Raw genomic sequence first — 17849 nt, forward strand, 5'->3', positions numbered from 1 at the left:
CGCCATCCGTCTTGGATGTCTCCCGCTCAGACCTCGGAAATCCGATCCAGCCGCCTTGGCTGGGGTCGCTAGTTGACGGGTGCCGCGAGTCCTCCCGCCCATCTTGTATCGGATGTCGCTTTCCTCGTCTTCGCACGGAATCTGTGTTCTGTCAATCACAACGAGATAATCGGTCGACCGGTCGCGACTCTCATTCAATACTAAAACCCTGAATTTACACGCTCTATACATATGTAGGTGTGGGCGTACTCCCAGTGCTGGGGAAGCGTCATCGCGTTGATTTGACAATAACTCGACCGTCAAACTGCAATGAAACGGTCCCCGACTCGTAGGCAACTCCTCCGCAGCACCGCTCTCGCTGGCATCGTGGCGATGGCTGGTTGTAGCACAACAAATCGTGAATCGAACGCCGCCAGTACCAGTACGACGTCGTCGACGAGCACGAACGACTCCGAAACCACCGCAACGACGACCACGGAGTCAACCCTGACACCCCCCGAGTCAATCGACGACTGGCTGGCAAATGCCAACGGTTACCGAGGCGATGCGCTTCGATACGGGCCTGGTTCCCAACCGTCGATTGAGGTTGGCCACCCCGTCGAGGACGGACTGTCGTTCGACCCGCCCGTAATCGAAGTCGCTCCCATGACGAATGTGACCTGGGACTGGACCGGTCACGGCGGGCTCCACAACATCGTTGCGCTCGATGGGACCTTCGACAGCGGACGACCGAACGCCCAATCGGGGACATCTTATCACTACATCTTCGAAGAACCAGGGACGTACCCGTTCGTCTCGGAACCGCACCGAGACGAAGGGATGCGCGGCGCCGTGTTCGTCAAAGAGCCTCCGTCGACGGGGAACCAGACCGTCGACAGGTGGGTCGTCGACAGCAGCAACTTCGACGGTACGGTGGTTGACCGAACCGACGTCGACACGGCGACAGTCTCTGTCGGAACGCAGGGAAACAGCGGTCATTTTGCGTTCGACCCCCCGGTTCTGAAGATTACGACGGGTACGACGGTCGAGTGGAACTGGACTGGAGTCGGCGGCGGGCACAACGTGGTGTTCCTGAATTCAGACATCCACTCCGGTCAGGTTACGCCCGAATCCGGAGTCCACTTCCGACATACGTTCGAACAGAGCGGAACGTATCGCTACGCCTGTCAGCCCCACAGATCACTCGACCAGAAAGGAGCGATTATCGTCGAATGACTATTGCCGCTCATTGAGACGGCAGCGAGTTAGACAGCGCTAGTTCTTTGAGCCCTCTCGCAAGGTGCGAAACGCAGGAGACGCCCGTGCGCTCGCGACATGCTATCGCTGATTCGGAACTCGACAAGAGGGTTTCAGACGACTCGGCTCTGTTGAACCCTCAGAACCTGACACGAATGGCGTACGAGAGACAACCTCGGACATTGAAGTAACGCTCGGACGATACGCCGCTGTGCGACGACCCATTCGGTACGTTCTATCGGCGATTGTCGGTCTGGGCGTAATGTCGTTGACGGCCGTCGTTGACGGCGGTAACCTCGGTCTCGTGGCAATGATTCCACTCATATACGGGACGACAACGGCGTTTGCGCTCGACAACGCAGAGACGATTCGAACCCTGTCCGGCGAGGGTACCTCGTGGAAGATTGGGATGCTTGGCGGCGGCATCGGTGCGGGAAGCACGGCCGGCCTGTCCCAGCAGTCGTTCGCGGCGGGTATCGTGGGCTACGGGCTGTTAGTTTTCGGAATCGCACTGGTCATTGCAGAGGTCGGCAACCAGGCAGACGAGTAACTTTCCGCAGGGACGAGCCGTCTCGACTGTCGAGCGACTGATGTGGTCGTTGCAACTTATAGCGATGAACGAACATTGCAAGCCAATTACGGACGCTCCGCCGACTATCTGCGGTTTACAGCTATGATTCGGTGGCCCATGAGCGTGATTCTCGCGGGTGTTGATGCGGGCTCTATCGTAATCACAGAGACCGACCCAACACACCGTGTTCTTACTACTGCCTTCCCGGACACGCTTGTCCGCCGGTTCCTTGAACTGGTCATCTCGAAGGACCGTTCCAGCTCTGTACCTGGTGTTGTTCTAGTGGAGCGGTGACGTACTAAACGCAAGACCTCGATGCGCACCGCCGTGGAAGAAAAGAATACGAGATCGGTACGTCACCCAGAGAGCCGAATGAGTTTCTCTGTGACGAGTTCAACCAACTTGGTTTGATCCACGCCTCACTCGCTGACACCCGACTCGTCACGACGCCGACGCTGCTCTCGGTGTTCGTTCGAACTGAACAGCTCTCGACTGCCGAGGCACGGCTGCTCCTCGATGACATCAGCGACGCCCGTGGCTGGGGTGCGAACAGTTACGTGCAGCGGGCTCGCTCGTTGCTCGACGAGTCCTGACTCGTTTGAGCTCATTCCACAGCGGCCTTCCTATCGTTACCAAAATGTCCTTGAATCCCTTGGTTAGTATAAACGATACTGCCTGCTTCCGTTGGGTCAGCTATCCAAAGGCCAAAATCGAACGGGGGAGTTCCCAGTAAATCGTTCCAAGTGCGACCCCAAATACGTCGATATCTGTAAAATTCGGCAGCTATATATCCGAACAAAATGCCTTTTAGCCTTCTTGAACTGCACCTGAATAGATGGTTACAATGCTCTCTAAAACACGTCCCGGACGAGTAGTAGACATTATTCTCGCCGCTGTCGTTCTCCTAGCTATTCTAGACCACGTTAGCGTGGTTGCGATTACTTCGACAAGCGTCTACATATTTTTCCTTATCACCCCTCTTGGGTTTCTCCGTTTGTACGTCGATCACGGGTAACAAGGAACGGCTCCAGTCGGCCGACCGGCTCCACCGCCATCACAAGGCAGCAGACGACCGGTACTGTGAGGAGCGTCCTGCGGACCTCCAGCCCGACGAGATGAAAGACCGACCTCCTCTCGGAGCAAGGTCGCCCGATGCTCGTGCGATGCTGAGTTACGGTTCCAGCGATTCACGTAGCGATTCACTGTTGATGAGGGCGCACATCAAAACGACCTTATGGAACTGTCGAGACCAGCCGAGCGCTCTCACGGCGTCGCCGGGAGCGCCCACCGCCACGCCGATCTGAGAGCGACGACGCCCAACGGGCCGCCGAATCCGGCGGCGACCGCCGCGATGGAGGGAGCGTAGTAGCCGACGCCAGCGACGACGGCGATGCCACAGGCTCCGACTGTGGCCGCTATCCCGGCCACGCGTCGGTCGAGTGGGCCGAATGCCGTCGTCTCCACCGGAAGTTCGAACGCCTCGACGGCTCGGCCATACTCCTGGAGGTGCGCGACACTGAGTTCGTACTCCCCCGCGGACGGTATGAGCGAGAACGTTCGGGTGTCGCAGGCGCGGTCGACGAGCTCTCCCTCGCACAGCTCGGCGTCCCGGAGGTCATCGACGGGGATAGCCCATTGGACCGCCCCGGTGAAGTCGTCGTACGCGACTACCGCATCGTCGCGGCGCTGGTACGCCAATGTACCGTGAGTGACGGCATACTCGACGGCCTTTAGCCCGCCGAGGCCGGCCGGCAGGAGGCCGAAACAGACCGCCGTGGCGGTGACCGCCCCTGTCGATCCGCCGGTGAGCCCAACCCACGCGAGGAGGTACGCCGGGCCGCCGCCGACGGCGGATGTCGCGCCCCGCCAGAGCGCGGCACCGCGGACGGCGCACCGGTTCGGATGGACCTCAGCCGTCGGCGACGCGTCCGGAGCCGCCACGGGCGGGAGCGTCCCCGCCTCCTCGTCGGGGTCGGACGACTGCCCGCCGCGGTAGTCCCGCCACTCCGCGAGTAGCTTCACCGTGACGAACGCGGCCAGCGCGCCGGTCGGACCACCGGCGGCCGCGAACCAGAGCACCACCACGGCCACCCCGGCCTCGTTCTTCGCGCTTCCGATCACGTCCCGGGGGGTGCTCGTCTCGTGGCGCCGCTTCCGGAAGTACTCGCGGTTGATGACACCGACGTGCGAGACGATCAGGGAGACGGCGCTCGTCGCCACAATCGGATCGGCGAGCGTCGCCGGCACGTCGATGACCCGGCTCAGTACGAAGAGGAACATCCCGACGAGCGCCACGGCAGCCCCGAACGCTCGCAAGACGAACGGGACGTTCCGGGGGTAGACCGGCGGGAGCGAGTCGACGACCGTCACGTTCCCACGCCGGCGGTTGAGGTCGCTCGGTCCGGCGGAGACCCCGCCCCACTCGTCGGGTTTGAGCGGGTTCCCCTCCTGTGGGCGCTCCAGTTCGTCGTAGTTCGGCGGGCGGCGCGCGAACAACGCCTTCAACCCGGCGAACGGGACGGCGACGACCAGTTCCATCGCGTAGACGACCGCGAACGTCTGTGCGCTCCACCCGAGGTGGAACACGCCGACCAGCGGGACGATGTTCGCCGCGACCGTCACCAGAAACACGGCAGACGAATCGTTTGCTGCTGGCTCCGCCGAGTTATTATTCATCGATATAGGCCACCTTCCCCGTGTATCCGCTGCTGTAAAGCCTCTGTGACGATGCAGTCGTCCACGTGGCGACGAATCAATCGCTTCTACCTCCTCGCCGCCCGTATTCCCACACCGCGATGTACAACAGGAACCCAGCCGCGAACACCCCCGTTCCGACCCCGGACGAGTCACGTGTCGGGAGTTTCTCTTGGGCGGCAAAGACACCGACCAACGCCGACGCCACGCCGACACCACAAACTGTTCCGAGGACCCCGAGACGAACTCGGGTACCGTCCACGAGGGTTCGCCCGGCCTGATACACTAGTCCAAGACCGGCCAGTCCTGCGAGCGCGAGTGCAGTCGTCTGTAACGATGGCACGACAACCCCCGCGAGTACGGTGACGAAGCCGCCGATGGAGACACCCGTAGCGACCCGTCCAAGCGTCCGGACGCGACTAAGCCCCGAGGAAGCCGTCTCGAACGGACTAGCTGTGTCCTCGGACTGATGGGGCTCACCGTCAGTCGTGTGTGATACCCGCTGGCCGACGTGAATGTAGCGGCCAGAACCATCCGGTTCCGTCCAGCTCGTCTCTTCGACAACGTCTCCCCCCGGCGTGTTCACGTCAACGTCGTCAAACCGGACCGGTAGTCCCGCCGAAATCTCGAACGTCGGGTGATCCTGAAGTTGGAAGTGGAGGTGTGGCTCTGCGGAGTTTCCCGAATGCCCACACCGGCCGATTTGCTCGCCGCGCCTCACCCGATTTCCGGGTTCAACCTCGATGCTCCCCGGGACGAGATGAGCGAGATTGCTATACTCGTCTTCCGCGTGCCGGATCGTGACGGCGTTCCCCGTCAGACTCCGTTTGAACGGATGCGAGAATCCACCGGCTCGGCCGAGTTCCGGGCCATCGTCGTGTACGTCGATGACGACGCCGTCGGCGGGTGCGAGGACGGGCTGGTCGTAGCAGTAGTAGTTCTCGATTCTCGTGTCTGTGCTTACTGGACGGCTGCGCCCTTCTCCGTCCGTAATCACGAGGTCATAGGCGTAGCGCTGGGTCGCCGGAAACCACGAGTGGGAGTACTCTTTGATCGGACTTCCGTTTACGACTGTCCACGTCCCCTCTACGGGCAGTCGATAGCTCGCGGTCTGGTCGTACGTTTCTGGATTGGGAAGCGAACCACGGTGTCTCCCGATAGCGACGAGGCTTCCCAGCAGTTGCATCGCGTCCTGGCGAAACACGAGTGGATTGAAAAACGATAGTGGGATACCGAGCAGAACGGCGATCTGGCCTCGCCAGCCGGTGTCAATTTCGAGCCAGTCTCGGGGACCCTCGTCGTCAGCGCCGAATCCGAGCGATTGCTTGGTGCCGCTGAGTAGCATCGACACGAACGGCCAGAGTGCGAAAAACCAGAACAGGTGGAACAACTTGAGTATCTCAAGCTGGGGGACCAGGTTTCCAAGGACCCCGATTAACCCGAGCAGCGTCAGGGAGAACGGGCTGATAGACTGGATTCGCTCGCGGAGACGCGAACCCAGAGACGGTGACGTAGCTTGATTCGACATACGTAGGTACTGCGTGAGAGATGGGTATTCAGGTGCGTAAGCATTCTGTGAGCTCAACTTCACAAGAACAACTCACACGCATCGCGGAGGGGAGCACTCAATGACCCCACCGTTCAACGAGTCTGTATGACGAACAGTGAACGCGGGGGAGCGGCGTCGGAGGAGGCGTTCGCGTTGCTCGGCCACGAAATCAGACTCGACATTCTGCGCGCGTTTTTCGAGCGGTACTCGCCAGTCGATCCGGATTCACGTTCGGACGTACGGGAGCAGCGCACGCTCTCGTACGCCGAACTGATGGCAGCAACAGAGATGGAAGACAGCGGGAAGTTCAACTACCACCTCGAAAAGCTCCGCGACGTCTACATCGAAGAGGTGGCGGAGGGATACGTTCCGACGGCGAGCGCGATCGCGCTCTACGAGGCAGTCATTGCGAACCGACCAACAGAGTCGATACCGGCCGACTTCGATATTGAGGAGTCCTGTCCGAACTGTGAATCCGGGCTTCGAGGAAAGTACGAGCAGGAATTTCTCACCGTCGAATGCCCCGCGTGTGACCTGTTCTGGGGAGCGACGTACCGGTTTCCGAAAAACGGGCTCGCTGTCCGTGAGGGAGAGGAGGTTTACAAAGCCCTCTACGACCGGATGATGCACCACGTCGGACTGGCTCGCACGGGCCAATGCCCGTCGTGTGCTGGCATCACCAGCGTCACTGTGCCGCGGGAGCGACTTGATGAGGACTCGACACCGACTGCGGAGTTCACCTGTGAGACGTGCTCGTGGTTCCTTACTGTCGATATCGTCAGTGCACTCCAGTTCGAACCGCAGGTGACGAAGGCGTTGACCGAGCTTGGTGTTCCGCTCAGTAAGTCGAGTAGCATGCGAGCGACGGAGCGAGTGCTCCCTGACGTAACCGGTTGGGTCAGCTCCGGCGACCCGTTCTATGCCACGATCAGCATCACGTATGACGACGTCGTCGCTGAGATTACTGTCAGCGACGACCTCAACATCTGTTCTGCTGCCGTTGAATAACTGGCTTGATGGCCGTTCGTTAGGTCGGTCGTAGCGTAGATGACGACACGATACCTTGGACGTAGATGTGCGCGTAGGCGCTCGCCCACACGATCGAGAGTAGCTCACTGACACTCGATGAGATGACGCTCGAAACGGGGTTTAACGAGGCTAGACTCGTCCCAATCTCGGGGAGATATGTCGGGAGAAAGAGGCTGACTGCGCTTCCGATCACCATCACCCCGATAAGCACGAATCTGCCTCGGTAGTTCGTCGTGATGCGCCAACTCATGCGGAATGATCTAAGCGGGCCGTACTGGCCGATAACACACGCCTCGAGTGCGAACCAGAACTTGTACAGGAGAAACAGAAACGGCACGACAAAGGCGATTCCACCCACCGCTGCGGCGACGGGGAAACTGATCGTCTCTCCCGGTATGACCGGGAGCACACCGACGATAAGGAAGAGTGGTAGTGCTAAGAAGAACGGAACCGTCATCACCAAGAATACGGTGAGAATGACGACTCCGACTAGTGATGGCGTCCGAGCGAGGCTTCGATGTAACCCCTCACGTCTCGTGACGGGCTCGCCGGTCAGTTCACCGGCGACGATCGTTCCTACGTAGGCACGGATCAAGATGATGAACGCAAACGCCGTCAGAGTCTCAACCACGGCGATTGCGGGCATCGGAAGCGCGTCGATACCGTCCGTTTCGAGAAGCCGTCTAGCAAAAATGATCACACCCGCGAAAACGACGATTGACGGATAGGACCGAAACAGGCGAACGGACCAGACTAACGAATCGAGAACGCTTCGACGAGTTGCAGGGGTCTTGATATTGCGGCAATCAAGACACCCACAGCCATCGACATCGTCTCGGGCCTTGATCGTCGGTGCCGCGTCATCCGCGGTTGGGTCGCCGGCAGTAGAAGCTCGGACCGGTGTGTCGGTATGTTTACTCATTCGGCAGTAACGAACCGGGAGATGCATTCGCCGGCGGCAAGCAGGATCGACGGTGGACCAAGCAGTGAGGCGAAGGATTTGAACGCGCGTTTGAGACTCGGCCGATCGTCCTCGGTGCCGAGAAAGAGCAGTGTCGGGTCTTCAGAAACGACGTAGACGCTCATCTCCCGGCCTTTCTCCGAATAGCAGGTGTCCGCAACTTTGATTACGCCGGCCGATTCGAGATGCTCCAAGTGGTAATGGACGTTCTGCACGCTCTGGTCGAGCTGAGTAGCGATCCGTGACGGTGTCGCCGGCGTTTCGTTGAGCAGTCGAAAAATCTCGTAGGCGGTCTCGGAAGACAGTGCTTCGATCACGTCTCGCGTCCCGTCGTCGTCGAGACTCAGGACGGCCGGCGTATCGCTTCGTTCAACGGTCGCGTCAGTTCGTGTCGGGAGGATCCGTGACATAGGGTTTGGTTAGTTTCTGCGGGCGGCGATTGCGGGGGTTTGATCTGTTCGGTGGCTGTTCGAAACTATCGTACGTAATTGTTGGTGGATGGTCATACTGAGTCCGGAGTCTCAGTTGAGGCAGCGATTAATCGCAGATAGTAGGCCGTGTACACCGTGTAGAAGTACGCGAAGCCGACCGCGGAAAGAGCGATTCCGATCGGGAGCAGGACAGCAATCGGAATCCCGAACTCGATCGGTAATGCGTCAGCTGGGCCAGCGTCTGTCATCGTCAACTGGACCAGGTATTCGGGAACAAAGAAGACGTTCAGCAGGACGAGCCACGTCGCGGAGAATCCAGTGACGCTTTTCAGGTTCGAGCGAACGAGCCCAACACTTCTCCGGAACGCAGCAGTGACACTCGCGTTTTCGATGACGATTGCCGTGTCGTAAAACTGCACGAACATAATGACACCAAGGATCGACACGAGCCAGACGAGCAGCGAGATGACGCCTGCTGCGAACGCAGCCATCTCGTGAATCGCGGTGAGCGCCATCGAACCGACACCGAGGATGAACCCGATGAGTCCAAATCCGACCGCGGTTCCAAACACGAGTAGCACGAACACCACCGTTGCAAGGAGCAGCCGAAAGTAATGAGTCCGGGCTACCGTGAAAAAGTGAGTGAGGGACGGGTCTGTGCCGTCGATCGCAGCTCGGGCAGTGCCGATGAACCCGCCGATAACGAACGGGAAGACGATCAGCCAGGCGAGCGACACGCTCACCGAGAGATACGGCGACTCGATGAGGTGGTCGACGTATTGCAGCTGGCTGCCTGCCCCGACGAACAGGCCAGCGATGAGCAGGACCGGATTCGCGCGGAGGGCGCTTACTCCATCTTTGAATGCGGAGGCAGTGACCATCGTATCTACGAGTTACCGCTGTGATATCTTAGGTCGAACGTAGTATCAAAATCGTATTTAACCATCTGGCCCCTTCTCACGCCTGTTTCGTGGATACGACGCAGAGCACAGTTTCGATTTGAGCTATCGGGGTGTTGAAGCATCCCGCCCGGCGACAACTGCCGACTCGTGATACTACGTCAGTATCATCTATCGTTCGACCAGTTCCGTGAGAGAGAACCGTTCCGAACCCTATCGATGATCAGTAGACGCGACAAACGAGTGATCGATATACTCGACGGACAGTGTTGACGACACTCGGGACAGCGGGAGTCACGCACCAATTCGCGCCAGTTGAGCGACTCGTATTCATCGAAGAGACGGGTGAAGAATGCCGACGTGAGCACGGGGATGCGTGTATTGGTTGCTCTTTTCCAAGAATAAGCGCTCAGCTAAGCAGAGCCGCTGTTCAAAATCGGTTTTAAGTCTCCTGTATGCTTTTGAGTCATACGGGTGTTGGTCCAGTAGGTACCGATGTTCGACACGCTCGCTCTCGTGTTCGGGTCCGGACTCGTCGCTGCGGTACTGTGGAGCCCGATCCTACTCAGCAGCCGAATTCGTTCATTATTCCACGGACTCCCACCAGTACGCTCCACGGTCGCAAGCTATCTCCTCGTCGCTATTGCGCTGTCGGTCCCATTCGCGATCGGTACTGGCATTGTTTTCACGACAACGAGTACAGAGGGTGCCGCGCTCTCGAATGCACTGCTGGCTATGGCGTTCGTACTCACGATTGCATACATGGGTGTGCTGCCACTGACTTCGGTTATCGGCTTACCGCGGGTTGGCATTGATTGGGACCCAACCAACTACGGACTCGGCACGTGGTTGTTACTCGTCACCGCGGCACTCTGGTACGCTGCGGTCTTCGTCATCCCATTAGCGTTTTTCGCGTTTCTCCTCGCGCTCCCAACCGGATGAGAGACGAGAGAATTTCAATAAAAATAATGGTGATATCGGATTTCGAGGTAGTCGCACACCGTAGTCAGCCGCCAACTGCTGGAACCCGTCCCGCTCCGGGAGTCGGCCGTCATCGACCTCGCCGTGCGTCTCAAGATAGCGCAGCACGCCCTCGAGACCAGTTGTGTTGACGCCGTGAGTGCAGCACAATCAAGCTGGCGAGCGACACAGAAATCATACTTAGTGTTCATCTGACCTCTGCCGTGTGAGCGCACCACGTTGTGTGAGCGACGTGGCAGTTAGCACGTCAGCAATTGCAAGCGCTCTGAGGGAGACATCTAATCTTCGAATATTGGAGACGGTCCTTACTCATCAACTCCCCCGACCCGCCTCCCTCGAATATATTGTATTATTGTCATTATCGTCGGTGAACGGACGCCCATTGCTGTCACCACGCGCTCCGAACTAGACAGCCAATTGCCATTATCCGGTTCAATGGGCTGTTTAATCCCCGAATTCAGGTACTTTTGGCCCACCTAAATCGGAAACTCTATATGATTTAGGCCGACCTAAACAAATGATGAAAAACAGGAACTTAACGCGGCGTACGACCCTGAAGACTGGAGCCACCGCGCTCGCGGGGCTCACGGGACTCGCCGGCTGTACCGGTGCTGCCGAGGACCTCGGCGGGGACGGCGAGTCGACGACGCTCCGCATTGCGACCGACGCCGACCCGAGCTCGCCGCTGAACATCTACGTGAGTAGCGGCAGCTCGTTCGACTGGCTGAAGGACCTCGTGTACGACCGCCTGCTCGCGCCGTCGCCGTACGTCGAAGACCCGATGCCGGGGCTGGCGACGGAGACGACGCAAGTCGACGAGACGACGTGGACCGCGACCGTTCGCCCGGACGCCACGTGGCACGACGGCGAACCGTTCACCGCCGACGACGTGGTGTTCACCTATCGCTACTTCCGCGACGCCGAGCCGAATCGCTACACGCACCACGTGAGCGACGCCCCCGAAATCGACGCCATCGAAGCGGTCGACGACGAGACGGTCCGGTTCGAGTGCGCGTACCCCGCACCGACGCTGGCGGACATCACGTTCGCGGACCTCCCCATCCTCCCGGCGCACATCTGGGAGAGCGTCGACGACCCCTACACGTACGCCGAGTACCCAGTCGGGACCGGTCCGTACGAACTGGTCGACTACGAGGCGGGCGAGCGGCTCCGATTCGTCGCCAACGACGACTACTTCGGCGGGGCACCGCTCGTCGACGAGCTTTTGGTCCCGATTATCAAGGACCACTCGACCATCTTCACGGCGTTGGAGACCGGCGAAGTCGACACGGCGAACGTCGAGATTCCGCCTGAGGCCATCGACCGGTTCGAGTCCTCGGAGTCGGTCGACGTCGTTCGAACCGATTGGCTCTCGCTCGTCGAAATCCGAATCAACTACGAGCGCGAGCCGTTCGACCAGCACGCGTTCCGCGGCGCGGTCTCGGACGCCATCGACCGGGAAGCGATTACGGAGACCGTCACGCTCGGGATGGCGCGCCCCGGCGTCGAGGGCTATCCGCACCCCGAATCGCCGTGGACGGCACCCGACCTGTCGACGCCGTACGACCCGGAGAGTGCTCGGGCGACGCTCGACGAACTCGGCTTCACCGACGACGACGGCGACGGCGTCCGCGAGACGGAGGCCGGCGACCCGCTGTCGTTCTCGCTGAAAGTCGCGTCGAACCAGCCCACGTGGATTCGCGCCGCCGAGATGGTCGCCGCCGACCTCCTCGAAGTGGGTATCGAGGTCGAGGTCAGGACGCTCGACCCCGGCTCGATTGGGAGCCTGTTCGGCTCCCGCGACTTCGATATGTACGTCAGCGACATCTCGCCGCACGGCGTCGCCGACCCCGACCAGTTCGTCATGTCCCACCGCTCGGGCTACCTCTGGCGGAACGACATCGACTACCCCGAGTGGGACGCCCTCTACGACGAGTGGCGACAGACGACGACCGTCGAGGCCCGAAAGGAGGTGCTCTTCGAGATGCAGCGCCTGTTCAACAGCCAGCCCACGTCGCTCGTGTTGTGGTACCCCGAGCCGCGCTGGGGCTACGACCCCGAGGCGCACGACGCGTGGGCCGAGTCGCCCGGCTTCGGCATCCATCACAAGTGGTCGCTCCTCCCCGAAGACGAACGCGGCACGGCCGTGACCCGGTCGTTCGACTGAGCCCATGACCGCGCACTTCCGGGCGGTCGGACGCGGCGTCGTCGAGTACGGCGCGACGCTTCTCGCGGCGCTAACGGTCAATTTCGCGCTCCCGCACCTCGCGCCGGGCGACCCGCTTCGGTACGTCGTCGGGCAGGCGGTCGCCGACCTGTCGGCCGCCCAGCGACGGGAACTGCTGGCGACGTACGGCCTCGACCAGCCGCTTCATATCCAGTACGTGGACTACCTGCTCGGAATCGTGCGCGGCGACCTCGGCTCGTCGGTGATGTTCGGGCGGCCGGTCGCCGCCGTCATCCTCGAACACCTCCCCTCGACGCTCGTGCTCGTCGGTCTCACGCTCGTCGTGTCGACGCTGGTGGGGACGCTCCTCGGCGCGTGGAGCGCGTGGAACGAGGGGTCCGAGACGGACGCGGCGCTCCTGACCGCCCTCGTCGCCGCCAACTCGACGCCCGCGTTCTGGGTCGGTATGCTGTTCGTCTCGGTGTTCGCGTTCCGGCTCGGCTGGTTCCCCTCCTACGGCATCGCCTCGGTCGCGGGGACGACGGGGGTCTTCGACACGCTCGTCGACCGCGCGATGCATCTCGCGCTCCCGCTGGCCACGCTCACGCTCGCCCGGACCGGCGGCATCTACCTCGTCGCCCGCGGCTCCGTCCTCACGACGACGGACGCCGACTTCGTCCGGTTCGAGCGGGCGAAGGGACTCTCCGAGCGAGCGATTCTGTTCAGACACGCGCTCCCGAACGCCCTGCTGCCCATCTACACGCGCTTTACCCTTCAGTTGGGAACGCTCGTCGGCGGCGCGGTCGTCGTCGAGACCGTGTTCTCGTATCCCGGACTCGGGATGCTCGTCTACGACGCGGCGCTCGCCCGCGATTACCCGCTCTTGCAGGGCGCGTTCCTCGTCCTCACCGTGACGGTCATCGCCGCCAACGTCCTCGCCGACCTCACGTACCCGCTCGTCGACCCGCGAACGGGCGCGGCTGATGGGGGGGCCGGCGAGTGAGCGCGGCCACCTCCCGACTCGGCGGCCTCGTCGCCGCGGCGAGCACCCTCTCGCGGCGCGACTGGCTCGTCTTCGTCGGCGCGGCCGGCGTGCTGTCTATCGGTGTTATCGCCGTGTTCGCACCGATGCTCGCGCCGTACCCCGCGGACGTCGCCGTCGGCGACCCATTCGAAGCGCCGAGTTCGGCCCACCCGTTGGGGACGGACGACGCCGGACACGACCTCCTCTCGCTCCTCCTCGTCGGGGCGCGCGTGTCGCTTTTGGTCGGCCTGCTCGCCGGGTCGCTCGCGGTGCTCGCCGGGCTTTTGGTCGGCGTCACGGCGGGCGTCGTCGGCGGGCGGACCGAGACGGTGTTGATGCGCGTCGTCGACGTGGTGTTGACCCTCCCGTTTTTGCCGCTCGTTATCGTCGCCGCCGCGGTGCTCGGCCCGAGTCTGGCGACGACCGTGGGCGTCCTCGTCGCGGTGATGTGGGCGCGTCCCGCCCGAGAGCTTCGCTCGCAGGTGCTCTCGATTCGAGCGCGGACCTTCGTGCGGGCGTCGCGGTCGATGGGCGCCTCGCCGACCTACATCGCCCGACACTACGTCGTCCCCGCGCTGTTGCCCATCGCGGTCGCCCAGTTCGCAAAGGCCGCGAGTTCGGCCATACTCCTCGAAGCGTCGCTGAGCTTCCTCGGCCTCGGCGACCCGACCGCCCCCTCGTGGGGGACGATACTGTTCTACGCCCAACAGCGGAGCGCCTTCCTCACCGACGCGTGGTCGTGGTGGGTGCTCCCGCCGGGCGTCGCCATCGGCGGAAGCGTGCTCTCGTTTACCTTTCTCGCGCTCGGTATCGAGCGGCGCACCGCGGGCGACCGGCGCGCCGCGACCGCCGTCGACGACGGCCCGGAACTCACCGTAATGCCGCCGGCCCCCGATTCGGCTCCGGTCCTCGACGTGACCGACCTCACCGTCGTCTACGGCGACGACGATACCGCCCCGACCGCGGTCGACGACGTGAACCTCTCGGTGGGCCGCGGGGAGACCCTCGGCGTCGTCGGCGAGTCGGGGAGCGGAAAGAGCAGTCTCGCGCTCGCGCTCCTCGCGCTTCTCGACCCGCCCGGACGTGTCGCCTCGGGGTCCGTGACGCTCCGGACCGACCGCATCGACGACGCGGGGGCCGCCCGGTCCCCGACGATGGCCGACTTCCGTGGAGACGCCGTCGCGTTCGTCCCGCAGGAGGCGATGAACGCGCTCGACCCGAGGCGGACGCTCCGCGAACAGGTCGTCGAGGCGGTGGTCGCCCACCGCGACTGCTCCCGCGACGACGCCCGCGAACGCGCCGAAGACGTGTTGACGGACGTGGGGTTAGCCGCCGAGAGTCACGGGCGATACCCCCACGAACTGAGCGGCGGGATGCGTCAGCGGGGCGTCATCGCCGCCGCCCTCGCGAACGACCCGGACGTGCTCGTCGCCGACGAGCCGACGACCGGCCTCGACACGGTGACGACGATTCGACTGCTCGACCTGCTCGAATCGCTTCAGGCCCGACTCGGCTTCTCGCTGGTCATGGTCACCCACGACCTCTCGTCGGTCGCTCGCGTCGCCGACCGAATCGCCGTCGTTCGAGACGGCCACGTCGTAGAGGTCGGTGAGACCGACAGACTCCACGAGTCGCCCGACCACCCGTACACGAACGAACTGCTCGGCGCGCGACCGACGCTCCCGTCCGATATCGGCGCATCGCGGGGTGCCTCCGGGGATTCCACTGCACCCACGGACTCGGGGTCCGCAGACACGGGCGACGCCCACCTCGAATACGACGGCGTTGCGAAGTCGTACGACGGCGACGCGGTGCTTCGGGGGGTACATCTCCGCGTCAGCCGCGGCGAATCGGTCGCGCTGGTCGGTGAGAGCGGTGCGGGAAAGAGCACGCTCGGCCGCATGGCCGCCGGACTCGTCACCCCCGACGAGGGGACCGTCGCCGTCGAGGGTCGGTCGGTCCCGTCGTGGGCCGCGACCGACCGCACGTCGCTCGGGCGGACGGTCCACTATCTGTTTCAGGACCCCTACGCCTCGCTGTCGCCGAACCGAACGGTCGGGTGCGCCGTTCGTGAGCCGCTCGACATCCACGACATCGGCGAGCCGGGCGACCGCGACGCCCGCGTGCTCGACGCGCTTTCCGACGTGGGCCTCGCGCCGGCCGAAGACTACGCGGGGCGGCGACCCACCGCGCTCTCCGGGGGCGAGCGGCAGCGCGTCGCCATCGCTCGCGCCGTCGTTCTCGAACCGGCGGTCCTCGTCGCGGACGAGCCAACCTCGATGCTGGACGCACCGCTCCGCCGCGACCTCTTGGAACTCCTGTACGACCTCGTCGCGGCCCGAGACATCACGCTGCTTCACGTGACACACGACATCGCCGCCGCCAGCGAGTTCGCCGACCGGCTCGCCGTCCTCGCTGCCGGTCGCATCGTCGAGAGCGGCCCCCCAGCGACGCTTCTTTCGACGCCGTCCCACGAGGAGACGCGAACGCTCGTCGACGCGACGAGGGCGCTCCACGCCGGCAGGTCACCGACAGCGGCAGACGCGAACGCGGCTGACGATATCGCTGAGAACGCGCCCGCAGAGGTCGACGAACCGCACGCAGAACGATGACAACCGACTCCCGATGACGACACACGACTCAACGCAACCGCGACCAGCGACGAACGGCGGCCAGACCGAGGCGACCGAGACGGCACCGCCGACCGGGGACGGGGCGTCACCCGTCGGGTTTCTCGACCCCGACGACTGCTTTACGCGCCCGTTCTGTCAGACCCCGTTCGTCCGCGAGCACCTCGTCCGAATCGACCAGTACGACCTGCTGGAGACCGAGCTATCCCGCTTTGCGGGCGTGGTGATTTCCAGCCACGCCGACCAGGACTACCTCTACCGTCACCGCGACGTGATTCGGGAGTTCCTCGACTCGGGCGGCGTCGTCGTCTTCAGCGGCCACCTCGCAACTCGGTGGCTTCCCGGCGCGGAGCCGTTCGTTCCCCGAGACATCGAAGACCACACGGACTACGTCGTGAGCGAAGTCACCTCACATCCGGTGTTCGACGGCGTCTCGATGGACGATTTGACCTACCAGCGCGGCGTCGCCGGCTTCTTCGCTCGCGGGCATAACCCGCCGCCGGCACACGCGACGGCGATTCTCGAACTCCCCGGTGGTGAGCCGGTCGTCTACGTCGACGACGAGACGACCGACGGGACGATTTTCGCCCACAGCGGAAACGACCTCATCGGGTTCGGTCGCCGGGAGACGAGCGCCGCCCGGGTGCCGCGGCAGCTCGTCTCGTGGATTCGAACCGAGTCGGATGTCGCCGTTGGCGGCAGTCCGGAACCGCTCCGAAACGGGGAGGACCGCCGATGACGCGCCTCGCCGCGCTTTACAGCGGGACCGCTCCACAGCGCCGGACGCTCTTGGACTCGGAGTACGCTCGGTACGTCGACGAAGTGGTTCACGTGCGCGACCTGTCGATGGTTGACCTCTCGGCGTTCGACCGACTCCTCGTCCCGTCGCGACTCCATCTCGGCGCGCTCCACGAGGGGCGCGACGCCATCTTCGACTTCCTCGATGGCGGCGGTGACGCGGCGGTGTTCGGCGGCCAGCCCGACCCGTGGCTCCCCGAACTGTCGTGGACTCACCGCCCGACGAACTTCTGGTGGTGGTTGAACGCCGACGGCGACAGCGGCCTTCGGTTCCCGCGCGACGACCACCCGTTCTTCGAGGCGGTCCCGCCCCGCGACTGCACGTGGCACTTCCACGGGGCGTTCGATGCGCCCGCGGACGCGGACGTGCTCGTGACCGACGTCGACGGCGACGCGGTCCTCTACCTCGACCGGGAGACGTGGACCGGCGACCTCGTCGTGACGACGCTCGACCCGACGTACCACTACGGGTCGTACTTCATGCCCGCGACCGACCGCTTCCTCGCGGGATTCCTCCCGTGGTTCCGCGATGAGTTCTAGAACCGACGCGACGGCCGCGCTCGTCGCCGTCGCCCTCGTCGTCTGTCTGCTCGGCGGCGGGGCGAGCGTCGGAAGCGCCCACCTCGACCACGACGATTCGACGCCGAGCGAACCGCTCGAACCCGACGAAGTTCCCCCGTGGTTCACCCCCGCCGTGGGCGGGCTGGGTCTCGCCGTCGGCGGCGCCGCGGTCGGTGCGGTCGTCTCCGGTCGGGCCTCGAAGCGGGTTGGCTGGGGCGGCGTGGTCGTCGCCGCCGCCCTCCTGTCGGTCGCCGGTGCGGCGGACCCCGCGTGGTTCTGACTCTGACATCGATCTTTTCGGCCCGTCGCGGTGAGCGG

The 17849-nt window shown here is 63.1% G+C and carries 16 protein-coding genes and 3 pseudogenes; 12 read left to right on the forward strand and 7 right to left on the reverse strand.

Annotation, left to right across the window (positions count from 1 at the left end):
• The first annotated feature begins 372 nt into the window (after positions 1-372).
• The 4 genes and pseudogenes from DVK03_RS20285 to DVK03_RS15595 all read left to right on the forward strand — a co-directional run.
• The gene (locus tag DVK03_RS20285; protein WP_115803708.1) at positions 373-1215 is read left to right on the forward strand and encodes a halocyanin domain-containing protein; all 843 of its coding nucleotides are present in this window, start codon (positions 373-375) and stop codon (positions 1213-1215) included.
• 283 nt (positions 1216-1498) lie between these two features.
• Entirely contained in the window at positions 1499-1786 is a 288-nt protein-coding gene (locus tag DVK03_RS15590) for a hypothetical protein (RefSeq protein ID WP_004061579.1), read from the forward strand.
• A 138-nt stretch (positions 1787-1924) separates the two neighbouring features.
• Positions 1925-2101: a hypothetical protein gene (locus DVK03_RS19840; RefSeq protein ID WP_158599090.1), complete on the forward strand. Its 177-nt coding sequence runs from the start codon at positions 1925-1927 to the stop codon at positions 2099-2101.
• An 83-nt stretch (positions 2102-2184) separates the two neighbouring features.
• Positions 2185-2400: pseudogene (locus tag DVK03_RS15595) on the forward strand (hypothetical protein); the annotation flags it as partial.
• A 578-nt stretch (positions 2401-2978) separates the two neighbouring features.
• Here the strand turns inward: DVK03_RS15595 and DVK03_RS20630 are convergent.
• From DVK03_RS20630 to DVK03_RS15610, 3 genes and pseudogenes are all read right to left on the reverse strand, one after another.
• Positions 2979-3083 (reverse strand): annotated as a pseudogene (locus DVK03_RS20630) (IS5/IS1182 family transposase); the annotation flags it as partial.
• Positions 3071-4438 (reverse strand): DUF6498-containing protein, encoded by a 1368-nt coding sequence (locus DVK03_RS15605; protein WP_115803528.1) that lies wholly within the window; start codon positions 4436-4438, stop codon positions 3071-3073. The gene DVK03_RS15605 and the pseudogene DVK03_RS20630, both read right to left, overlap by 13 nt.
• 121 nt (positions 4439-4559) lie before the next feature.
• Complete coding sequence (locus DVK03_RS15610; protein WP_115803527.1) at positions 4560-6029, reverse strand: M23 family metallopeptidase; 1470 nt, start codon at positions 6027-6029, stop codon at positions 4560-4562.
• A 126-nt stretch (positions 6030-6155) separates the two neighbouring features.
• Between DVK03_RS15610 and DVK03_RS15615 the strand changes: the two genes are divergently transcribed.
• Positions 6156-7058, forward strand: a complete 903-nt coding sequence (locus DVK03_RS15615) for a helix-turn-helix domain-containing protein (protein ID WP_115803526.1) — start codon at positions 6156-6158, stop codon at positions 7056-7058.
• 19 nt (positions 7059-7077) lie between these two features.
• Here DVK03_RS15615 and DVK03_RS15620 read toward each other — a convergent pair whose 3' ends face one another.
• The 3 genes from DVK03_RS15620 to DVK03_RS15630 all read right to left on the reverse strand — a co-directional run bounded on the left by DVK03_RS15620 (position 7078) and on the right by DVK03_RS15630 (position 9352).
• On the reverse strand, positions 7078-7725 hold the full coding sequence (locus DVK03_RS15620; RefSeq protein ID WP_231896230.1) for a hypothetical protein: 648 nt from the start codon (positions 7723-7725) through the stop codon (positions 7078-7080).
• Positions 7726-7997: 272 nt separating this feature from the next.
• Positions 7998-8450, reverse strand: a complete 453-nt coding sequence (locus DVK03_RS15625; RefSeq protein WP_004061567.1) for a helix-turn-helix domain-containing protein — start codon at positions 8448-8450, stop codon at positions 7998-8000.
• A gap of 92 nt (positions 8451-8542) precedes the next feature.
• Positions 8543-9352, reverse strand: coding sequence for a hypothetical protein (locus DVK03_RS15630; RefSeq protein ID WP_115803525.1), 810 nt, complete (start codon positions 9350-9352; stop codon positions 8543-8545).
• Between the two features lie 513 nt (positions 9353-9865).
• On the opposite strand from DVK03_RS15630, the gene DVK03_RS20290 reads away from it, so the two are divergent.
• Positions 9866-10312 (forward strand): hypothetical protein, encoded by a 447-nt coding sequence (locus tag DVK03_RS20290; RefSeq protein ID WP_223174126.1) that lies wholly within the window; start codon positions 9866-9868, stop codon positions 10310-10312.
• A 42-nt stretch (positions 10313-10354) separates the two neighbouring features.
• Here DVK03_RS20290 and DVK03_RS20540 read toward each other — a convergent pair.
• Positions 10355-10468, reverse strand: a pseudogene (locus DVK03_RS20540) (transcriptional regulator TrmB); the annotation flags it as partial.
• A 403-nt stretch (positions 10469-10871) separates the two neighbouring features.
• Here DVK03_RS20540 and DVK03_RS15645 point away from each other — a divergent pair.
• Genes DVK03_RS15645 through DVK03_RS15670 form a run of 6 tightly spaced genes read left to right on the forward strand, consistent with a single transcriptional unit; the run spans position 10872 to position 17811 of the window.
• The gene (locus tag DVK03_RS15645; RefSeq protein WP_233521822.1) at positions 10872-12518 is read left to right on the forward strand and encodes an ABC transporter substrate-binding protein; all 1647 of its coding nucleotides are present in this window, start codon (positions 10872-10874) and stop codon (positions 12516-12518) included.
• Positions 12519-12522: 4 nt separating this feature from the next.
• Complete coding sequence (locus DVK03_RS15650; RefSeq protein ID WP_004061560.1) at positions 12523-13521, forward strand: ABC transporter permease; 999 nt, start codon at positions 12523-12525, stop codon at positions 13519-13521.
• Positions 13518-16154: an ATP-binding cassette domain-containing protein gene (locus DVK03_RS15655; RefSeq protein ID WP_115803523.1), complete on the forward strand. Its 2637-nt coding sequence runs from the start codon at positions 13518-13520 to the stop codon at positions 16152-16154. The genes DVK03_RS15650 and DVK03_RS15655 overlap by 4 nt, the downstream gene beginning before the upstream one ends.
• A 13-nt stretch (positions 16155-16167) precedes the next feature.
• Complete coding sequence (locus tag DVK03_RS15660) at positions 16168-16911, forward strand: phosphate starvation-inducible protein PhoH (RefSeq protein ID WP_115803522.1); 744 nt, start codon at positions 16168-16170, stop codon at positions 16909-16911.
• Positions 16908-17510: a hypothetical protein gene (locus DVK03_RS15665; protein ID WP_115803521.1), complete on the forward strand. Its 603-nt coding sequence runs from the start codon at positions 16908-16910 to the stop codon at positions 17508-17510. Before DVK03_RS15660 ends, DVK03_RS15665 begins: the two co-directional genes overlap by 4 nt.
• Positions 17500-17811: a hypothetical protein gene (locus DVK03_RS15670; protein ID WP_115803520.1), complete on the forward strand. Its 312-nt coding sequence runs from the start codon at positions 17500-17502 to the stop codon at positions 17809-17811. Before DVK03_RS15665 ends, DVK03_RS15670 begins: the two co-directional genes overlap by 11 nt.
• The last annotated feature ends 38 nt before the right edge of the window (positions 17812-17849 follow it).

Source organism: Haloferax sp. Atlit-109R (assembly GCF_003665865.1).
In the GTDB taxonomy this organism is placed as follows: domain Archaea; phylum Halobacteriota; class Halobacteria; order Halobacteriales; family Haloferacaceae; genus Haloferax; species Haloferax volcanii.

What these genes read in the sequence shown, in the direction of transcription:
- DVK03_RS15590 (WP_004061579.1), top strand. Translation starts at nt 1,499, where the DNA reads ATGTCGTTGACGGCCGTCGTTGACGGCGGTAACCTCGGTCTCGTGGCA.
- DVK03_RS15625 (WP_004061567.1), bottom strand. Translation starts at nt 8,450, where the DNA reads ATGTCACGGATCCTCCCGACACGAACTGACGCGACCGTTGAACGAAGC.
- DVK03_RS15610 (WP_115803527.1), bottom strand. Translation starts at nt 6,029, where the DNA reads ATGTCGAATCAAGCTACGTCACCGTCTCTGGGTTCGCGTCTCCGCGAG.
- DVK03_RS15650 (WP_004061560.1), top strand. Translation starts at nt 12,523, where the DNA reads ATGACCGCGCACTTCCGGGCGGTCGGACGCGGCGTCGTCGAGTACGGC.
- DVK03_RS15615 (WP_115803526.1), top strand. Translation starts at nt 6,156, where the DNA reads ATGACGAACAGTGAACGCGGGGGAGCGGCGTCGGAGGAGGCGTTCGCG.
- DVK03_RS20285 (WP_115803708.1), top strand. Translation starts at nt 373, where the DNA reads ATGGCTGGTTGTAGCACAACAAATCGTGAATCGAACGCCGCCAGTACC.
- DVK03_RS15645 (WP_233521822.1), top strand. Translation starts at nt 10,872, where the DNA reads ATGAAAAACAGGAACTTAACGCGGCGTACGACCCTGAAGACTGGAGCC.
- DVK03_RS15670 (WP_115803520.1), top strand. Translation starts at nt 17,500, where the DNA reads ATGAGTTCTAGAACCGACGCGACGGCCGCGCTCGTCGCCGTCGCCCTC.
- DVK03_RS20290 (WP_223174126.1), top strand. Translation starts at nt 9,866, where the DNA reads ATGTTCGACACGCTCGCTCTCGTGTTCGGGTCCGGACTCGTCGCTGCG.
- DVK03_RS15665 (WP_115803521.1), top strand. Translation starts at nt 16,908, where the DNA reads ATGACGCGCCTCGCCGCGCTTTACAGCGGGACCGCTCCACAGCGCCGG.
- DVK03_RS15630 (WP_115803525.1), bottom strand. Translation starts at nt 9,352, where the DNA reads ATGGTCACTGCCTCCGCATTCAAAGATGGAGTAAGCGCCCTCCGCGCG.
- DVK03_RS15620 (WP_231896230.1), bottom strand. Translation starts at nt 7,725, where the DNA reads ATGCCCGCAATCGCCGTGGTTGAGACTCTGACGGCGTTTGCGTTCATC.
- DVK03_RS19840 (WP_158599090.1), top strand. Translation starts at nt 1,925, where the DNA reads ATGAGCGTGATTCTCGCGGGTGTTGATGCGGGCTCTATCGTAATCACA.
- DVK03_RS15660 (WP_115803522.1), top strand. Translation starts at nt 16,168, where the DNA reads ATGACGACACACGACTCAACGCAACCGCGACCAGCGACGAACGGCGGC.